15 protein-coding genes are annotated in these 15,202 nt (G+C 71.3%); 9 read left to right on the top strand and 6 right to left on the bottom strand.

The features are described from left to right. Positions 1-27: 27 nt before the first annotated feature. On the bottom strand, positions 28-1,341 hold the full coding sequence (locus ACGFSC_RS00140; RefSeq protein ID WP_359906869.1) for a transcriptional regulator: 1,314 nt from the start codon (positions 1,339-1,341) through the stop codon (positions 28-30). A gap of 325 nt (positions 1,342-1,666) precedes the next feature. Here ACGFSC_RS00140 and ACGFSC_RS00135 point away from each other — a divergent pair, with 325 nt between their 5' ends. The 3 genes from ACGFSC_RS00135 (at position 1,667) to ACGFSC_RS00125 (ending at position 2,914) form a co-directional block, all read left to right on the top strand. Further along, positions 1,667-1,819 carry a hypothetical protein gene (locus ACGFSC_RS00135; protein ID WP_359906866.1) on the top strand — a complete coding sequence of 51 codons (153 nt, stop codon included), beginning with the start codon at positions 1,667-1,669 and terminating at the stop codon, positions 1,817-1,819. 226 nt (positions 1,820-2,045) lie between these two features. Next, a complete protein-coding gene (locus ACGFSC_RS00130; RefSeq protein WP_359906863.1) occupies positions 2,046-2,528 on the top strand; it encodes a hypothetical protein in 483 nt (160 codons plus the stop codon). Positions 2,529-2,605: 77 nt separating this feature from the next. Beyond that, entirely contained in the window at positions 2,606-2,914 is a 309-nt protein-coding gene (locus ACGFSC_RS00125) for a hypothetical protein (protein ID WP_359906861.1), read from the top strand. Positions 2,915-3,310: 396 nt separating this feature from the next. Here the strand turns inward: ACGFSC_RS00125 and ACGFSC_RS00120 are convergent, their stop codons facing one another. After that, positions 3,311-4,048, bottom strand: coding sequence for a DUF5324 family protein (locus ACGFSC_RS00120; protein WP_359912228.1), 738 nt, complete (start codon positions 4,046-4,048; stop codon positions 3,311-3,313). Between the two features lie 295 nt (positions 4,049-4,343). Here ACGFSC_RS00120 and ACGFSC_RS00115 point away from each other — a divergent pair, with 295 nt between their 5' ends. Continuing rightward, the gene (locus tag ACGFSC_RS00115; protein WP_359912225.1) at positions 4,344-5,237 is read left to right on the top strand and encodes a rhomboid family intramembrane serine protease; all 894 of its coding nucleotides are present in this window, start codon (positions 4,344-4,346) and stop codon (positions 5,235-5,237) included. A 337-nt stretch (positions 5,238-5,574) separates the two neighbouring features. On the opposite strand, the gene crgA is transcribed toward ACGFSC_RS00115, so the two are convergent. Beyond that, on the bottom strand, positions 5,575-5,823 hold the full coding sequence (gene crgA, locus ACGFSC_RS00110) for a cell division protein CrgA (RefSeq protein ID WP_224283164.1): 249 nt from the start codon (positions 5,821-5,823) through the stop codon (positions 5,575-5,577). Between the two features lie 168 nt (positions 5,824-5,991). On the opposite strand from crgA, the gene ACGFSC_RS00105 reads away from it, so the two are divergent. The 5 genes from ACGFSC_RS00105 to ACGFSC_RS00085 all read left to right on the top strand — a co-directional run bounded on the left by ACGFSC_RS00105 (position 5,992) and on the right by ACGFSC_RS00085 (position 9,691). Further along, on the top strand, positions 5,992-6,756 hold the full coding sequence (locus tag ACGFSC_RS00105) for a DUF881 domain-containing protein (protein WP_392862022.1): 765 nt from the start codon (positions 5,992-5,994) through the stop codon (positions 6,754-6,756). A 69-nt stretch (positions 6,757-6,825) separates the two neighbouring features. Next, positions 6,826-7,005 (top strand): hypothetical protein, encoded by a 180-nt coding sequence (locus tag ACGFSC_RS00100; protein ID WP_049656795.1) that lies wholly within the window; start codon positions 6,826-6,828, stop codon positions 7,003-7,005. A 55-nt stretch (positions 7,006-7,060) separates the two neighbouring features. Further along, positions 7,061-7,723 carry an aminodeoxychorismate/anthranilate synthase component II gene (locus tag ACGFSC_RS00095; RefSeq protein ID WP_359912219.1) on the top strand — a complete coding sequence of 221 codons (663 nt, stop codon included), beginning with the start codon at positions 7,061-7,063 and terminating at the stop codon, positions 7,721-7,723. Between the two features lie 5 nt (positions 7,724-7,728). Then, complete coding sequence (locus ACGFSC_RS00090) at positions 7,729-8,820, top strand: class E sortase (RefSeq protein ID WP_359912216.1); 1,092 nt, start codon at positions 7,729-7,731, stop codon at positions 8,818-8,820. 37 nt (positions 8,821-8,857) lie between these two features. Beyond that, positions 8,858-9,691: a class E sortase gene (locus ACGFSC_RS00085; RefSeq protein WP_359912214.1), complete on the top strand. Its 834-nt coding sequence runs from the start codon at positions 8,858-8,860 to the stop codon at positions 9,689-9,691. Between the two features lie 154 nt (positions 9,692-9,845). On the opposite strand, the gene pknB is transcribed toward ACGFSC_RS00085, so the two are convergent. From pknB to ACGFSC_RS00070, 3 genes are all read right to left on the bottom strand, one after another. Further along, entirely contained in the window at positions 9,846-11,969 is a 2,124-nt protein-coding gene (gene pknB, locus ACGFSC_RS00080; RefSeq protein ID WP_359912211.1) for a Stk1 family PASTA domain-containing Ser/Thr kinase, read from the bottom strand. 260 nt (positions 11,970-12,229) lie between these two features. Continuing rightward, complete coding sequence (locus ACGFSC_RS00075; protein WP_359912208.1) at positions 12,230-13,687, bottom strand: penicillin-binding protein 2; 1,458 nt, start codon at positions 13,685-13,687, stop codon at positions 12,230-12,232. Next, complete coding sequence (locus tag ACGFSC_RS00070) at positions 13,684-15,063, bottom strand: FtsW/RodA/SpoVE family cell cycle protein (RefSeq protein ID WP_359912237.1); 1,380 nt, start codon at positions 15,061-15,063, stop codon at positions 13,684-13,686. Before ACGFSC_RS00070 ends, ACGFSC_RS00075 begins: the two co-directional genes overlap by 4 nt. Positions 15,064-15,202 lie beyond the last annotated feature (139 nt).

The following is a 15,202-nucleotide window of genomic DNA, read 5'->3' as shown; positions in this document are numbered from 1 at the left end:
CCGATGGCGGCCAGTATCCCAGGCCCGTCACAGGGGGACGGCGAGCGCGTCGTCGATCCGGTCGACGGCATCACGTGTCGCGGCTGTGGCGTGGCCCGCCAGCTTCCGCCGGAGGGCCACGAAGCGATCGTTCAGGCGCCGGGATTCCATCCCCGCGGCCAGGTCCAGGGCACCCACTGCGTGGGCTGCGGCCTGCTCGACCTCTCCTCGGCCGAGGTCCACAGTCGTGAGGGTGGCAAGTCGGTGCACGCGGCCTCGCGCATGGGCCTGGGTCTGTACAGCTTCCTCGGCATACTGCCGTGCTGGCTCCCAATCTCCGAGGCTGATCAAGGTTTCTGCCAACTGGGCCTCGACCAGGCCCGGTTGAACGTAGCCGGTCTCCGGCGGCTCCTCCTCGCGTCGGATGCGGCCAGCCGCGGTTTCGGCGTGGGCCATCGCCCCGTGGGCCGAAGCGGCGTCGCCCATCCGCGCGAAGGCCTTCGCCTGCATCGCGTGCAGGTCGGTGGCGAGGGCTGGGCTGGCGTACGGTCCCGCGCTCCGGATCCCGGCCTCGGCGAAGGCTACAGCCTGCCGGTAGTCCTTCAGATAGACCGCTTGGTTGACGAGGAGCGCTATCACGTACCCGCCGAACGCCCGGTCGCCGGATGCCTTGGCGAGCCGGAGTGCCTGGTGGAAGTAGCGCTGCGCGAGGCCCTGGGCGTCGGCGTCGTACGAGCAGATACCGGCGACAGCGGCGAGGCCCCCGGCCGCCCGCAGGAGGTCCCGACCGACGGCGTCGGTGTAGGAACCGCGGACGAGTGGGGCGGTGTGCTCGGTGAGGAAGCCGACGACCCGCCCCTTGGTCGCGACCCCGCCGGCGCCCCGATACATCTGCTCGTACCGGGTACGGGCTACCCGCAGCATCTGCACGTCCGTGACGCCGACGTGGACGGTGCCTGCACGGGACACGTCGCGGTCGTCCGGCGGATTCTCCCACTCCCAGACCGGGACAACGGCGGCCGTGCCGGTGACCGCCGGGACGGTTTGCACCTCGGGGCGAGATTGTCGGTCCGACCGCCACAGAGCTGTCGCCCGATCGAGGTACCCGGCAAGCTCGTTCGACGACGAGCCGGGGCGACCCATCCCGATGCCGTCGAGCGTGAAAGGTCGGCCGAGCCGCTCCCCGAGGATCGTGCAGATCGCATTGGGAACCGCGCCTCGGGGTTTCTGGCCACGGATCCACCGGGCGACCGCGGTGTGGTCGTAGCTGGCTCCGGTGGCGGCATTGACGCGGGCGGCCAGGCCCGCGTGCGACATCTCGGCCTCGTCGATGAGGGCGTCGAGCAGCGGATTCGGCTCCACTAGGGACCTCCTGCTGATGCGGTGTCAGATACGGTAGAGCACTTCGCTTCACACGGGGTGTGAAGCGAAGTGCTCGGACATGCCTCGCGCACGCCCTGCCCGCCGGGCGCCGCGCTCGGCACGCTGGTTCCATGAGTTCACCGGCATTGCCTCGTGGACGCAGGGCCCCCACGTACGCCCAGCTCCACGAACGCGCCTGCATCGATTGCGGCGCGACCGACGTTCCCTTCGGTTCGGCCGGGCACATTCGGCGCGACGGCCTCGTCTGGGCGGTCGTCGCGTGCCGCGGCGGTTGCGCTCCCCCGGCTTCGGGGGTGTCTAAGTGATGTTCGTCACTCGATCCCGACGTCCCGGCCGCCCGGCACCGGACCTCCTCGTGGCGCACGCGGCGGACCTGGACCGGGCCGGCCGCCGAGCGCTGGTCATCTGGCAGATCGGCGAGGCCCGCCGCCGCCGTCGGCTCAAGGGGCTGAGATGACCCGGCCCGCCGAAGACCTTCAGCAGGCCGGGCGTCACCCCGGTCTGCGCTTGAGCACGTACAAGGTCTCTGCCGACGGCCGGCGCCACAGCTTCACCCCGGTGACAGTGACTCCCCCCGAGATCGGCCCGCCGGACGAACCGCCGCGCTGGGACTTCTGGCCCGACTGCGCCTGCCCCCGGCACCGATCCGGTGCCCGTGACCCAAGACCGAGGAAGATCACCTGATGACCCTTACCGACCACCTCACTGTGTCGGTGGACGGGCACCTTGAACCCGTGGCACTCCCGGCCCTCCATGCCCTCGAACGGGTTTGGACGGCGGTAAGCGCGCTGCCGATCGACGATGTCCAACGGAGAGCGATGCGACGCATGTTCGGCGCTGGCCGGACTGACGACCTGGAACGCTGGATGCGTGGGGACGAGACCACCGACGTGCCTCTCCTCCTGAAGGACAACAGCAGCGTCTTTGTGCGGGTCGCGTACGGGGACCGCATGACCTGTCGGCAGCGTGTCGGTGCCCGCTACGTTGCCGAGCGGGTGGAGCGTCCGGCCGGCTATCCCGAGCAGTGGGTCGTCCGGGACCTGCTGACCAACACCGAGGCCTCCGGGTGGCTGCCCACCCCGACCGCAGCCGACGAGTGGATCCGCCGCAAGGTGCAGGCCGCCGACTTCCACGGCTACCGAACCGCGCAGGGGGCCGCCCAGTGAGCGCGCGGGTCCTGTCTCGGGGGGCTGCGTGGCTCGCGGAATCCTTCCCCGCGTACGCAGCCCACATCGCGGAACGGGTGGCCGAGGCCAACTCCGACTTCTCCTCGGACTACATCCACAAGCTGGTCCAGGCGTGGGCGGACGTGACCTCCCTACGCACCACCGGTGCGCCGTTTCAGGTCACCGAGGACATGGACGAGGTCACGGTGGCCGCCCTCAGCCTGCCCCGAACGTACATATCGTTCATAAGCACCGTGTGCGGAGTGGCCCGGCTCGACCTCACGGCACCTGAGCGCTACGAAACGCCCGCCGACCTAGCCCGTACCCGTCAAGCCCTCATCGCCGCCGGATACGGCGCGGACCCCGAGGTCTGGGGTACCGACTGACACCAGGCAGGTAGTCGAACTTCTGTTCGACCGGCGTGGGTTGGTCGGACAGGTTGAACGGCTGCTACGGGAGGGTCTGCGCGAGGCTGGCCCGCCCGTCCAGATGACGGACCGTAGCGGCCGGGCCGCCCCCGAGAGGACGCTCTCGGGGGCGGTTCTGTGCTCTCAGGCATGCTGACAAGTCAGCATCGGACGCCGTCGAGCGGTACCGAGTGGCATCGAGCGTCACGCCGATTGCCCTCGTTTGTCCGTGTCTGGCGCATCGTCGCAGGTCACAAGTGTGCAAAAACTTAGTTCGAGTCTCCTATGCTCCACAATTCAGGGCAGTAGCCGATCGGCCGTCGACCAGGATCCTGGTCGACGGCCGATCGGCGTTTCCGGGCGGTCTCCGCACGGTCAGCGCGGCCCGGGGCCGTCCTCGGCGGCGGGGCCGTCGTTCTCGCCGACCGGGGCCCCGTCCGTGCTCTCGGCGCCGGCGTCCGGGCCGGAGCCGTTCACCGGCGCGGACGCGGCGTGCGCGCCGGTGGGCCGGGGCTCCTGCGGTGCCGGGGGCTCGACCAGCCACTCCGGGTTGCTGTGCCGGCGCCACCACTGCCAGGCCACGATGCCGCCGCCGATCGCCAGCAGACCGGCCACGGCCAGGCCGGTGGCCAGGCGGTTGCAGTCCTTCTTCCTGGCGTTCCGGGCGGCCAGCTCGCTGATCTCGGCCGAGCTGACGTTGCCCTGGAGGGCGGTCAGCGCGGCGGCGCCGCGGGTCTGGGCCTCGTGGGCGACCGGGCCGACGGTGGCGCGGGCCTCCTCGACCGCCTGGGCGACCCTGGGGGCCACGTTGGTGCGGGCCTGGTCCGCGGCCCGGGCGGCGGACAGGCGGGCCGCCAGAGCGGCCTCCTGGGCCCGGTGGAGGGCCTTCAGGACGTTCTGCTGGGCCTCCGGCGGCAGGCTGGCGAAGGCATGGCCGAATTGCGGGGCGAGATGCCTGTCGTACTGGATGCGGAGGTTGTGGGCGGCCAGCGCGGCCTTCGGGCCCAAGGCGTCCAAGGCGGGGCCGAGGCGCTGCTTGGCGCCGTCCGCGAAGTGTGCGGCGGTGTCCCGGGTCCTGGTGGCCGTCTCTCGGGCCGAATCCGAAAAGCTCACGAGTCTCTCTCCTCCTGGGTGGCGTCCTATATGCACATATCCACCTGAATGCTGATCATGCATCCTGATTTGTCCGACGGCAGGTCGGGGTGGGCCGTTCGCGGGCCCCGCGGGGTGGCGGGCGGGCGCAGGGCGGCGCAGGGCGGCGACGGGCGGCGACGGGTGAGGGCGGAGGGGCGGGCGGTACCCGGTCCCGTGCGGCGGGCGGGCGGTTGTGGGGGAGCCGGTCCGGGAGCGGGCACGCGGCAGTAGGCTGGCGGTTTCGGAGGTCGTGTACGGGAAGGGGACTCCGCTGATGCTCCCGGACGAGCCGCGGCCGTCGGCCGATCGGTCCCCGGAGACCGGTCCGCCCGGCTGCTACCGGCACCCGCGGACCCCCACCGGGGTCTCCTGCGCCCGCTGCGAGCGGCCGATCTGCCCGCAGTGCATGGTGACCGCCTCGGTGGGCTTCCAGTGCCCGGAGTGCGTCGGCGACGGCCACGCCGGGACGCGTCGGGCGACCACCCGGTTCGGCGGCGCCCTGGCCGCCGACGGCGGGCTGGTCACCCGGGTGCTGATCGGCCTCAACGTCGTGGTCTGGGTGCTGGCGGCCTACGTGCTCACCCCGCGGCTGGGCCAGACCTGGTCGCTGTTCAGCGCGGGGCGGGACATCCTCGGCGGCCCCGCGGGCATCGCCGACGGTCCGGACCAGTGGTACCGGCTGCTGACCGCCACCTTCCTGCACCTGGAGTGGTGGCACGTCGGGATGAACATGCTGGTGCTGTTCTGGCTCGGCCCGACGCTGGAGGAGGCGCTCGGCCGGCTGCGCTTCCTGGCCCTGTACCTGGTCTCCGGGCTGGGCGGCAGCACCTTCGCCTTCCTGGTGGCCGGCGACTGGATGAACTCGGTGGGCGCCTCCGGGGCGGTCTTCGGGCTGATCGGCGCCACGATCGTGCTCCAGCTGCGGAACAGGGGCCCGCTCGGCCCGGCGATGGCGTTCCTGGTCTTCAACCTGGTCGTCACCTTCTCCCGCCCGGGCATCGACTGGCGGGCGCACGTCGGCGGGCTGGTGCTCGGCGCGCTGACCGCGGCCGGCCTGATGTACGCCCCGCGCGAGCGCCGCGGCCCGGTCCAGGCGCTGGCGGTGGCGGGCGCGGTGGCGGTCGAGGCGGGGATGCTGCTGACCGGGATGGCCCTCTACGGGGCCTGACCGCCCGGACGTTTGTCCACAGCGGGTGCGGGGTTGTGCACAGGCTGTGCGGCCACCCGGTTGCGGACTGCTGTTCTACGCGTGTCCTGCTGTGCGGTTTTCTCGTTTCCGGGGAGTTGTGCACAGCTGTGCACGGCCCCGCCCGGGAAAGTTATCCACAGGCTGGGGAGACTTTTCCCCAGTGTGGATAACCATGTGGATAAGCACGCCAGTCCGATCGTGGGGACAAACGACCGGATTCCCGACCGGTTCCGGGCACGCCTGACCGCCGCCCCGGGACGAGCGATCCGGAGCGGCGGGAAACGGCTCGAATCAGAGCCTCAGGACGGGCGGGCCGTCACTTCCACTGGGTGGAGACGCCGAACCCTGCGGCGATGAAGCCGAAGCCGACCAGGATGTTCCAGTTCCGCCAGCTCTCGACCGGGTAGGTGCCGCTGGTCACGTAGTAGGTGACGATCCACACCAGGCCGATCAGGAACAGCGCCAGCATCAGTGGGGCGACCCAACTGCGGCCCGAACTGATCTTCACCGCGGCCGTCGTCGGCGGGGTGTAGTCGGACTTCTTGCGGAGTCGAGACTTCGGCACGAGGAGCTCTCCTGTCGATGCGCTGTGAGACCGCGCAGGGTGCAGCGGGTGGAATCGGCTGCGGTCGGCCGTGGAGAACGTCCTGGGGACCGCTCCGCCACATGCCACCGGCGTCCGTTAGCGTAGTGGCTCGGCGGGTCTTGAGGAGATAAGGGTACGGTGACTAATTTGTCGATTCCCCCTGAGTCGGCCCCTACCCGCCGTTCCGGCACCCGAATTGTCGGACGTGCCCTGACCTGCGCCGTCTTCGCGCTCGCCGGTCTGCTCTTCTACATCAGCGCGCAGACCGCCCGCGGCACCGACCTGCGGACCGACAACTCGCTGCTCAGCCTCGGCGACGTGGTCCGCCAGCGCAGCGCGCAGAACCAGCAGGCGCAGTCCCAGCTCGCCGACCTCCAGGCCCGCGCCCAGCAGCTCACCGAGCAGCAGGGCCACGACCCCGCCGACACCGCGCAGCTGGACGGCCTGCGCTCCGACGCCGCGCTGGAGCCGCTCCAGGGCGGCGGCCTGACCGTCACCCTCAACGACGCCCCGCCGAACGCCACCGCGCGCATCCCGGGGGTGCCCGAGCCCCGCGTCAACGACCTGGTCATCCACCAGCAGGACATCCAGGCCGTGGTCAACGCGATGTGGCGGGGCGGCGCCGAGGGCGTGCAGGTGATGGACCAGCGCTTGATCTCCACCAGCGCCGTCCGCTGCGTCGGCAACACCCTGCTCCTCCAGGGCCGGGTCTACTCCCCGCCGTACGTGGTCAAGGCGGTGGGCCGGACCGACGCCCTGCATTCGGCCGTCGACGCGGACCCGACGATCCGCAAGTACCTCCAGTACGTCCAGGCGTACGGGCTGGGCTGGAAGGTCCAGGAGAGCGGCGAGCTGAACCTGCCCGGCTACTCCGGCACCACCGAGCTGCGGTCGGCGGGCGGGCAGCAGTAGCGGACCGGCCCCGCGGCCGTGCACGGCGGGTCTACTCTTTAACCCAGTCCGCTACGTCGAGGGAGCACCATGTACGGCTGGATCTGGCGTCACCTCCCGGGGAACACCCTGGTCCGGGCCGTCATTTCGCTGCTCCTCGTCCTGGGGATCGTCTACCTCCTCTTCACCTACGTCTTCCCGTGGGCGGAACCGCTGCTCCCCTTCGGCGACGTCACAGTGGACGGCGGCGACGGCGCCGCGACCGGCTGAGCCGGCGGGCCCGGCACTCCCTTCCCGCACCGCACCCCACGGAGACCACGCGCGCATGACGACCCGGACGACCCCGCCCCGCATCCTGGTGGTGGACAACTACGACAGCTTCGTCTTCAACCTGGTCCAGTACCTGTACCAGCTCGGCGCCACCTGCGAGGTGGTGCGCAACGACGAGGTGACCGTCGAGCACGCCGTCCGCCGCTCCGGTGAGGAGGGCTTCGACGGAGTGCTGCTCTCCCCCGGGCCCGGCGCCCCCGAGGAGGCCGGGGTCTGCATCGAGATGGTGCACCACTGCGCGCGGATCGGGCTGCCGGTGTTCGGCGTCTGCCTGGGCCTCCAGTCGATCGCGGCCGCGTACGGCGCGGTGGTCGGCCGGGCGCCCGAGCTGCTGCACGGCAAGACCTCGCCGGTCGAGCACGAGGACGGCGGGGTCTTCGAGGGCCTGCCCTCGCCGCTGACCGCGACCCGCTACCACTCGCTCGCGGTCGAGCCGGCCACCGTGCCGGCCGAGCTGGTTGTCACCGCGCGCACCGGGAGCGGCGTGATCATGGGCCTGAGGCACCGTGAACTGCCCGTCGAGGGCGTGCAGTTCCACCCCGAGTCGGTGCTCACCGAGGGCGGGCACCGGATGCTCGCCAACTGGCTCGCGGAGTGCGGCTTCCCGCAGGCGGTCGACCGGTCGGCCGGGCTCGCCCCGGTGATCGGCCGGGGCTGACCGGCGTGACCGCGCTGCGTCCGGAGCGGCGCTTCCAGCCGGAGGCGGACCCGTACGGCACCGTGCAGCAGTACGGCGGGCCCGGGTACCCGGGCCAGGAGGACGGCACCGGCGGTGCGCCCCACGGGCAGCACCCGGGACAGACCGTGCCCGAGGACGCCTGGGGCGTCTACGAGCAGGCCCAGGAGCCCCTGGTGGACGGGCCCGAGTACCCCTGGCTGCCCGACCAGACCCTCCAGCTGCGGCTGCCCCCGGACCTCGGCGCGCCGGCCGCCGAACCGGCCCCCACCGGCGGCCGGGCCGAGCGCCGCCGCGCCGCCCAGGGCCGCACCTCGCTGCGCTCCGGCAACGGCCGGCGCCGGGCGGGCGGCCGTGCCGCCGGGCGGGTGCGTCCCAAGGAGTCCCTGCTCGTGGTGGCCGCCCGGGGCGTCGGCGAGCTGTGCATAACGCTCGGCGTGGTGATGCTGCTCTTCGTGGCGTACCAGCTCTGGTGGACCAACGTGCAGGCCGACGAGGCCGCCGACGGGGCCCGCAACAAGCTGGAGCAGCAGTTCAACGCGGTCGCCCCGCCCGTCCAGCCGGGCCAACCGGCCCCGGACCCGAACAAGCCCGAGGTGTTCGAGCCCGGCAAGGGCTTCGCCATCATCTACCTGCCCAAGCTGGGGCTGAAGTTCCCGATCGCCGAGGGCACCTCCAAGTCGGGGGTGCTCGACAACGGCCTGGTCGGCCACTACAGCGGCACCGGCATGCCGGGCGACAAGGCGGGCAACTTCGCGCTGGCGGCCCACCGCAACACCCACGGCGAGCCGTTCCGGTACATCAACCAGCTCGGCAAGGGCGACAAGATCGTGGTGGAGACCGCCGCCGGGTACTACACCTACGAGGTCACCGGGGGCATCCCGGAGACCTCCCCGAACAACGTGAGCGTCATCAAGCCGGTGCCGAACGGCGCCGGGTACACCGGTCCCGGCCGCTACATCACGCTGACGACGTGCACCCCGGAGTTCACCTCCAAGTTCCGTCTCATCGTCTTTGGCAAGATGATCGAGGAACGGCCGCGTGCCCAGGGCAAGCCGGCCGCGATCACGGGCGGGTAGCCGCCCGGCCGCCCGGCCCGGAGGGGGAACACCGCAGATGCAGGACGAGACCGCGCAGTCGGCCGAACCGGCGCAGGAGGCCTTCCCCCCGCCCGAGCCGCGGGCGGGGCGGGGCCGGATCCGGGCGCTGGCCGCGCTCGGCGTCTTCGGCGAGCTGTTGATCACCCTGGGCCTGGTGCTCGGCCTGTTCGTGGCCTACTCGCTGTGGTGGACCAACGTGCAGGCGGACCGCTCGGCCTCGGCGGCCGCGGACCGGCTGCGCGGCAGCTGGGCCGCGGGCCCGAACCCCGGCCCCCCGGCCGCCCCCGGCGGTGCCCCGGCCCCCGGCGCGTCCGGTGCCCCCGGCGCCGCGCCCACGGCCGCGCCGAAGCAGTTCGCGGTCGGGGACGACGTCGGCTTCCTGCACGTCCCGGCGATGGGCAGGGACTTCCAGGTGCTGATCCGGCTGGGCACCTCCACCGAGGTCCTGGACGACGGCGTGGCGGGCGTGTACGAGCAGCCGTACAAGGCCGCGATGCCCTGGGACCAGGAGGGCAACTTCGCGCTGGCCGCCCACCGGGACGGCCACGGCGCCAAGTTCCACGACCTGGACGCCGTCCACCAGGGCGACGCGGTCGTGGTCGAGACCCAGGACAAGTGGTACGTCTACAAGGTCGACAGCACCCTGGCGGAGACGTCCAAGTACGACACCGGCATCGTGGCGCCCGTCCCGGCCCGCTCCGGCTACGCCGGGCCCGGCCGCTACATCACCCTGACCACCTGCACGCCGGTGTACACCTCGCGCTACCGGATGGCCGTCTGGGGCAGCCTGGTGCGGGTCGACGACATGGACGCCAAGCGCACCCCGCCGCCGGAGCTGCGGCGCCCCTGAGGCCCCTCACAGGCCTCCTCGGGACCTTCCGAGGACCCTTCCGGGGCCGGGTACGGAACGCCCGAGGGCCCGCCGCAAGCGTTGCGGCGGGCCCTCGGGCGTGCTCCGTGCTGCTGGTCCCCCGGTTCAGCCGAACCAGGGGAATATCGGAGGCTTAGTGGTCCCCTTTGGGGGGTGCGGTGGTGGGGTCGCCCCCTTTGGGCGGCTCGGCCGCCTTGGTGTACAGCTGGATCTGGGTGTTCGGGTCGACCGCGGTGCCGGCCGGCGGGTTGGTCTGCTGCACCGTCGCGTTCGGGTCCGAAGGGCCGCTGACCACGATGTAGGTCAGGCCGAGCTTCTGCAGCTGGGGCCCGACGTCGCTCAGCTTGACGTTCTGCAGCGGCGGGACCTGCGGCTTGTCCTGCGCCTTGAAGACGGTCAGCGCGATCTTGGTGTTGGCCGGGGCCTTGGTGTTGGCCGGGACCGACTGGAAGGAGACGGTGTTGACCTTGCTCGGGTCGGGGGCCGGCGCGGTCTTCGAGGCGTCCACCTGGAAGCCGAGGCCCTGGAGGGTGGCCACCGCGTCCTCCTTCTGGGCGCCGACCACGTTCGGCACGTTCACCTTGGCCTTGCCCTGCGACACGGTCAGCTTGATCGCGGCGCTCGGGTCGACGGCCGCGTTGGCCGCCGGGTCCTGGGCGGTGACGGTGTCCTGCGCGGCGTTGTCGTCGTCCTTGTACTCGGTGGTGACGTTGGTGAAGCCGAGGTCGGCGAGCGCCTTGACGGCCTGGTCCTTGGGCTTGCCGACCACGCCGGGGACCTGCGCCTTGGCCGGGCCCGAGGAGACCTGCACCGTGATGGTGGACGTCTCCGCGACCTGGGTGCCCGGCGTCGGGGTCTGGGTGCAGACCTGGTCCTTCTTGACGTTGGCGTCCGGGCAGGCGATCTTGTCGCCCTCGGTCACCACGAGCTTGGGGCCGGTCCCGGCGGCGGCCGTCTTGGCCTCGGCCAGGGTCTTGCCGACCAGGTTCGGGGCGGTGACCTTCGCGGGCTCCTTGGTGCCCTTGTCGCCGAACATCGCCTGGGCGACGAAGAAGGTGCCGACCAGGACCAGCACGGCGGCCACCGCCAGCACGACCCAGGAGGTGTTGCTCTTCTTCGGCGGGTCCTCGCCCCGCCGGCCGCCGCCGCGGCCGTAGCCGTCGTCGTAGCCGTCGTTGCCGCCGCCCGCGGCGCCGGCGTAGTTCTGGCCGTAGCCGTCGTCCTGGTAGCCGCCCTGCTGCCCGTAGCCGGGCTGCCCGGAGGCCTGCGGCAGGACGGTGGTCGGGCCGCCGCCGGGCTGCTGCGGCAGCACGTTGGTCTGCCCGTACGGGTCGTGCTGCTGCGGGTAGCCGTTCTGGTCGTAGCCGTACCCGGCCGCGCCCATGCCGTACGCGGCCTGCTGGGCGGCGGCCACCGGCAGGCCGTCGAGGAAGCGCTCGATGTCGTCGCGCATCTCGTCGGCGGTCTGGTAGCGGTAGTCGCGGTCCTTGGCGAGCGCCTTCAGCACGATCGCGTCGACCTCGGGGCGCACCTCGGGGTCGAAGACGGACGGCGGCTGCGGCTCCTCCCGGACGTGCTGGTAGGCCACCGCGACCGGCGAGTCGCCGACGAACGGCGGGCGCACGGTCAGCAGCTCGTAGAGCAGGCAGCCGGTGGAGTAGAGGTCGGAGCGGGCGTCGACCTGCTCGCCCTTGGCCTGCTCGGGGGAGAGGTACTGGGCGGTGCCGATGACGGCCGAGGTCTGCGTCATGGTCATACCGGCGTCACCCATCGCACGGGCGATGCCGAAGTCCATGACCTTGACGTTGCCCTGCCGGGTCAGCATCACGTTGGCCGGCTTGATGTCGCGGTGCACGATGCCGGCCCGGTGCGAGTACTCCAGGGCCTGGAGGATGCCGATGGTCATCTCCAGGGCGCGCTCGGGCAGCAGCCGGCGGCCGGAGTGCAGCAGCTCGCGCAGCGTGGACCCCTCGACGTACTCCATCACGATGTACGGGATGGAGATGCCGTCGATGTAGTCCTCGCCGGTGTCGTACACGGCGACGATCGCGGGATGGTTCAGGGACGCGGCCGACTGCGCCTCGCGGCGGAAGCGGGCCTGGAACGACGGATCCCGGGCCATGTCGGCCCGGAGCGTCTTCACTGCGACGGAGCGGCCGAGTCGGGTGTCATGGGCGAGGTACACCTCGGCCATGCCGCCGCGTCCTAGGACGCCGCCGAGCTCGTACCTGCCGCCGAGGCGACGAGGCTCTTCCATAGTTCAGACCCTCTCCCTCACCCGCCGGTGAGGTTGTGACGTAGGTGTCCCCGCACGCTCTGGGTGACGCCGCGCGGTCCGCGACCGGTTCTCCGGCCGAGCCGTGCGGTGCCTCGCGGGCGGCAACGGGCACACCCGCTGCTGGCGGATACGCTACCGGTCGCACCGCACCGGACCGGAGTCAGCCGTCGGCCGATATCAGACCGGTATCCGGACGGGGCCGGCGATCGTGACGTTCCCCTCACCTCGGATCCACGCTCCTACTTGCCGAGAGCGGCCTGCATCACCGCCTTGGCGATCGGGGCCGCGAGCCGGCCGCCGCTGATGCCGTCGCGGTTCTGGGAACCGTCCTCGACCACCACCGCGACCGCGACCGACTGGCCGTCCGCGGTCTTGGCCCAGGAGGTGAACCAGGCGAAGGGCAGCCCCGCGTTGTCCTCGCCGTGCTGCGCGGTGCCGGTCTTGCCGCCGACCTGGAGGCCGGGGATCTTGGCGTTGGTGCCGGTGCCGTTCTCGACCACCGAGACCATCAGGTCCTGCATCTTCTGCGCGGTGGCCGGGCTCATCGCCTGGGAGAACTGCTTCTCGGTGTGCTTGGAGACGGTGGTCAGGGTGGCCGAGCGCTCCTGGTCGACCAGGTACGGCTGCATCAGGCTGCCGTTGTTGGCGATGGCGGCGGAGACCATGGCCATCTGGAGCGGGGTGGCGCGGGTGTCGTGCTGGCCGATCGAGTCCTGGGCGGTGCCGTCCAGGCTCGGGCTGTCCGGGAAGACGCTCTTCTCGGACCGGACCGGGGTGTCGATCGTGCTGTTGAATCCGAACTTCTCGGCCTGCGCGCGCATCCGCTCCTTGCCCAGGTCCGCGCCCATCTTGGCGAAGACCGTGTTGCAGGACTGGTCCATCCCGGACTTGACGGTCGCGTTCTCGCAGCGCTCGTTCGGGCTCTCGTTCTTCAGCTGGGTGGTGGTGTTCGGCAGGATGTACGGCTCGGGCGTGTCCGTGGCGTCGTCGATGCTCTGGTAGCGGCCGTTCTCGAACGCCGCGGTCGCGGTGACCAGCTTGAAGGTCGAGCCGGGCGGATAGGTCTCCTTCAGCGCCCGGTTGAGCATCGGCTTGTTCGGGTCCGCGTTGAGGTCCGTCCACGCCTTGGTGTCGGCGGCCTCGCCGCCGGCGAAGGTGCCGGGGTCGTAGGACGGGGTGGAGACCAGCCCGAGGATCGCGCCGGTCTTCGGGTCGAGTGCGACCACCGCGCCCTTCTTGTTGCCCATGGCGTCGAAGGCCGCCTTCTGGACCTTGGCGTTGATGGTGGTGACGACGTCGCCGCCGCGCTTCTGCTCGCCGGTCAGCATGTCCAGGGTGTTGCGGAAGAACAGCCGGTCGTCCGTCCCGGAGAGGATGCCGTCCTCCAGGTTCTCCAGCTGGTTGGAGCCGTAGGCCTGGGAGGAGTAGCCGGTCACCGGGGCGTACATCGGGCCGTCGACCCAGGAGCGCTTGTACTTGTAGCGCAGGCCGTCGACGAAGTCCGACTTCGTGACCGGCTGGCCGCTGACGATGATGTTGCCGCGCGGGTGGGCGTAGCGGTCGTACAGCTGGCGCTTGTTGTTCTTGTTGGTGGCCCAGGACTCGGCCTGGACGCCCTGCACCCAGTTGGTGCGCACCATCAGGGCCAGGATCAGGACGAGGCAGAAGATCGAGACCCGGCGGATCGGCTTGTTCATCGGGCGGGTCCTCCCTGGCCCTCGGTGGCGGCCGGGGCCGGTTCGGCCCCGGGCCGGCGGGCGCTGTCGCTGATCTTCAGCAGGATCGCGACCAGCGCCCAGTTGGCGACCACGGACGAACCGCCCTGGGCGAGGAACGGCATGGTCATACCGGTGAGCGGGATCAGCCCGGTGACACCGCCGGCCACGACGAACACCTGGATCGCCATCGCCGAGGAGAGGCCGACGGCGAACAGCTTGCCGAACGGGTCGCGGGCGGCGAGCGCGGTGCGCAGGCCGCGCTGCACCAGCAGCGCGTACAGCAGGAAGATCGCCATCAGGCCGGTCAGTCCGAGCTCCTCGCCGAAGGAGCCCAGGATGAAGTCGCTCTTGGCCGCGAAGGCGATCAGCCAGGAGCGGCCCTGGCCGAGGCCGGAGCCGGTGACCCCGCCCGAGCCGAGCGCCATCAGCGACTGGCCGATCTGCTCGGTGGCGCCCTTCGGCGGGTTCGCGCTGAAGGCGGCCATCGGGTCGAGCCAGGCGTCGATGCGGACCTTCACGTGGCTGGCGGTCGAGGCGACCGCGACGGCGCCGCCGACCGACATCAGCAGGCCGAACAGGATCCAGCTGGTCCGCTCGGTGGCGACGTAGAGCATCACCACGAACAGGCCGAAGAACAGGAAGGACGTGCCCAGGTCGTTCTCGAAGATCAGGATCAGCAGGCTGAGCAGCCAGATCACGACGATCGGGCCGAGGTCGCGGCCGCGCGGCAGGTACAGGCCCATGAACCGGCGGCTGGCCAGCGCCAGGGCGTCCCGCTTGACCATCAGGTAGCCGGCGAAGAACACCGTCAGGACGATCTTGGCGAACTCGCCCGGCTGGATGGAGAAGCTGCCCATCCGGATCCAGATCTTGGCGCCGAAGTCCTCCGCCCGGGACGGGAAGAAGGCCGGCGCGGCGAGCAGCACCAGGGCCACCACCATCGAGATGTAGGTGTAGCGCTGCAGCACCCGGTGGTCCTTCAGCAGCACCATCACCCCGATGAAGCCGGCGATCCCGAGGGCCGACCACATCAGCTGGTTCTCGGCCGCCGGGTAGTTGCCCCTGAGCAGCTTGCCCGCCTTGTCGAGCCGCCAGATCATCACCACCCCGAGCCCGTTCAGCAGGGTGGCGATCGGCAGCATCAGCGGGTCCGCGTACGGCGCGAAGCGGCGCACCAGCAGGTGCGCGACCACCGCCAGGGCGCCCATGCCGAGCCCGTAGCCGAGCATGCCGGTGGGCAGCTTGCCGTCCATCGCGAGGCCGACGTTGGCGTACGCGAGGACCGGCACCAGCACCGCGAAGACCAGCAGGGCCAGCTCGGTGTTGCGCCGGTTGGGCGTCTCCTGCGGGGAGATCGTGGTGTTGCCCCGGCGGCGGGGGACGGCACGTTCAGCCGCCCGGCGCCGGCCGGACCGGGTGGTTTCTTCGCTCAGGTCGTAGCTGCTCACGTGGTGACCGCTCCCTGACGGCCGGCAAGCCCGCTCGGGGCGGACC

It is taken from the genome of Kitasatospora sp. NPDC048715 (genome assembly GCF_043198905.1).
Classification (GTDB): domain Bacteria; phylum Actinomycetota; class Actinomycetes; order Streptomycetales; family Streptomycetaceae; genus Kitasatospora; species Kitasatospora lactacystinica.
Note: the sequence above shows the minus strand (reverse complement) of the source record. Positions and strands in the feature narration are given on the sequence as shown.

Coding starts and splice junctions, on each gene's coding strand:
- ACGFSC_RS00075 (WP_359912208.1), bottom strand. CDS start 13,687: ATGAACAAGCCGATCCGCCGGGTCTCGATCTTCTGCCTCGTCCTGATC.
- ACGFSC_RS00130 (WP_359906863.1), top strand. CDS start 2,046: ATGACCCTTACCGACCACCTCACTGTGTCGGTGGACGGGCACCTTGAA.
- ACGFSC_RS00095 (WP_359912219.1), top strand. CDS start 7,061: ATGACGACCCGGACGACCCCGCCCCGCATCCTGGTGGTGGACAACTAC.
- ACGFSC_RS00135 (WP_359906866.1), top strand. CDS start 1,667: ATGTTCGTCACTCGATCCCGACGTCCCGGCCGCCCGGCACCGGACCTC.
- ACGFSC_RS00085 (WP_359912214.1), top strand. CDS start 8,858: ATGCAGGACGAGACCGCGCAGTCGGCCGAACCGGCGCAGGAGGCCTTC.
- ACGFSC_RS00100 (WP_049656795.1), top strand. CDS start 6,826: ATGTACGGCTGGATCTGGCGTCACCTCCCGGGGAACACCCTGGTCCGG.
- pknB (WP_359912211.1), bottom strand. CDS start 11,969: ATGGAAGAGCCTCGTCGCCTCGGCGGCAGGTACGAGCTCGGCGGCGTC.
- ACGFSC_RS00115 (WP_359912225.1), top strand. CDS start 4,344: ATGCTCCCGGACGAGCCGCGGCCGTCGGCCGATCGGTCCCCGGAGACC.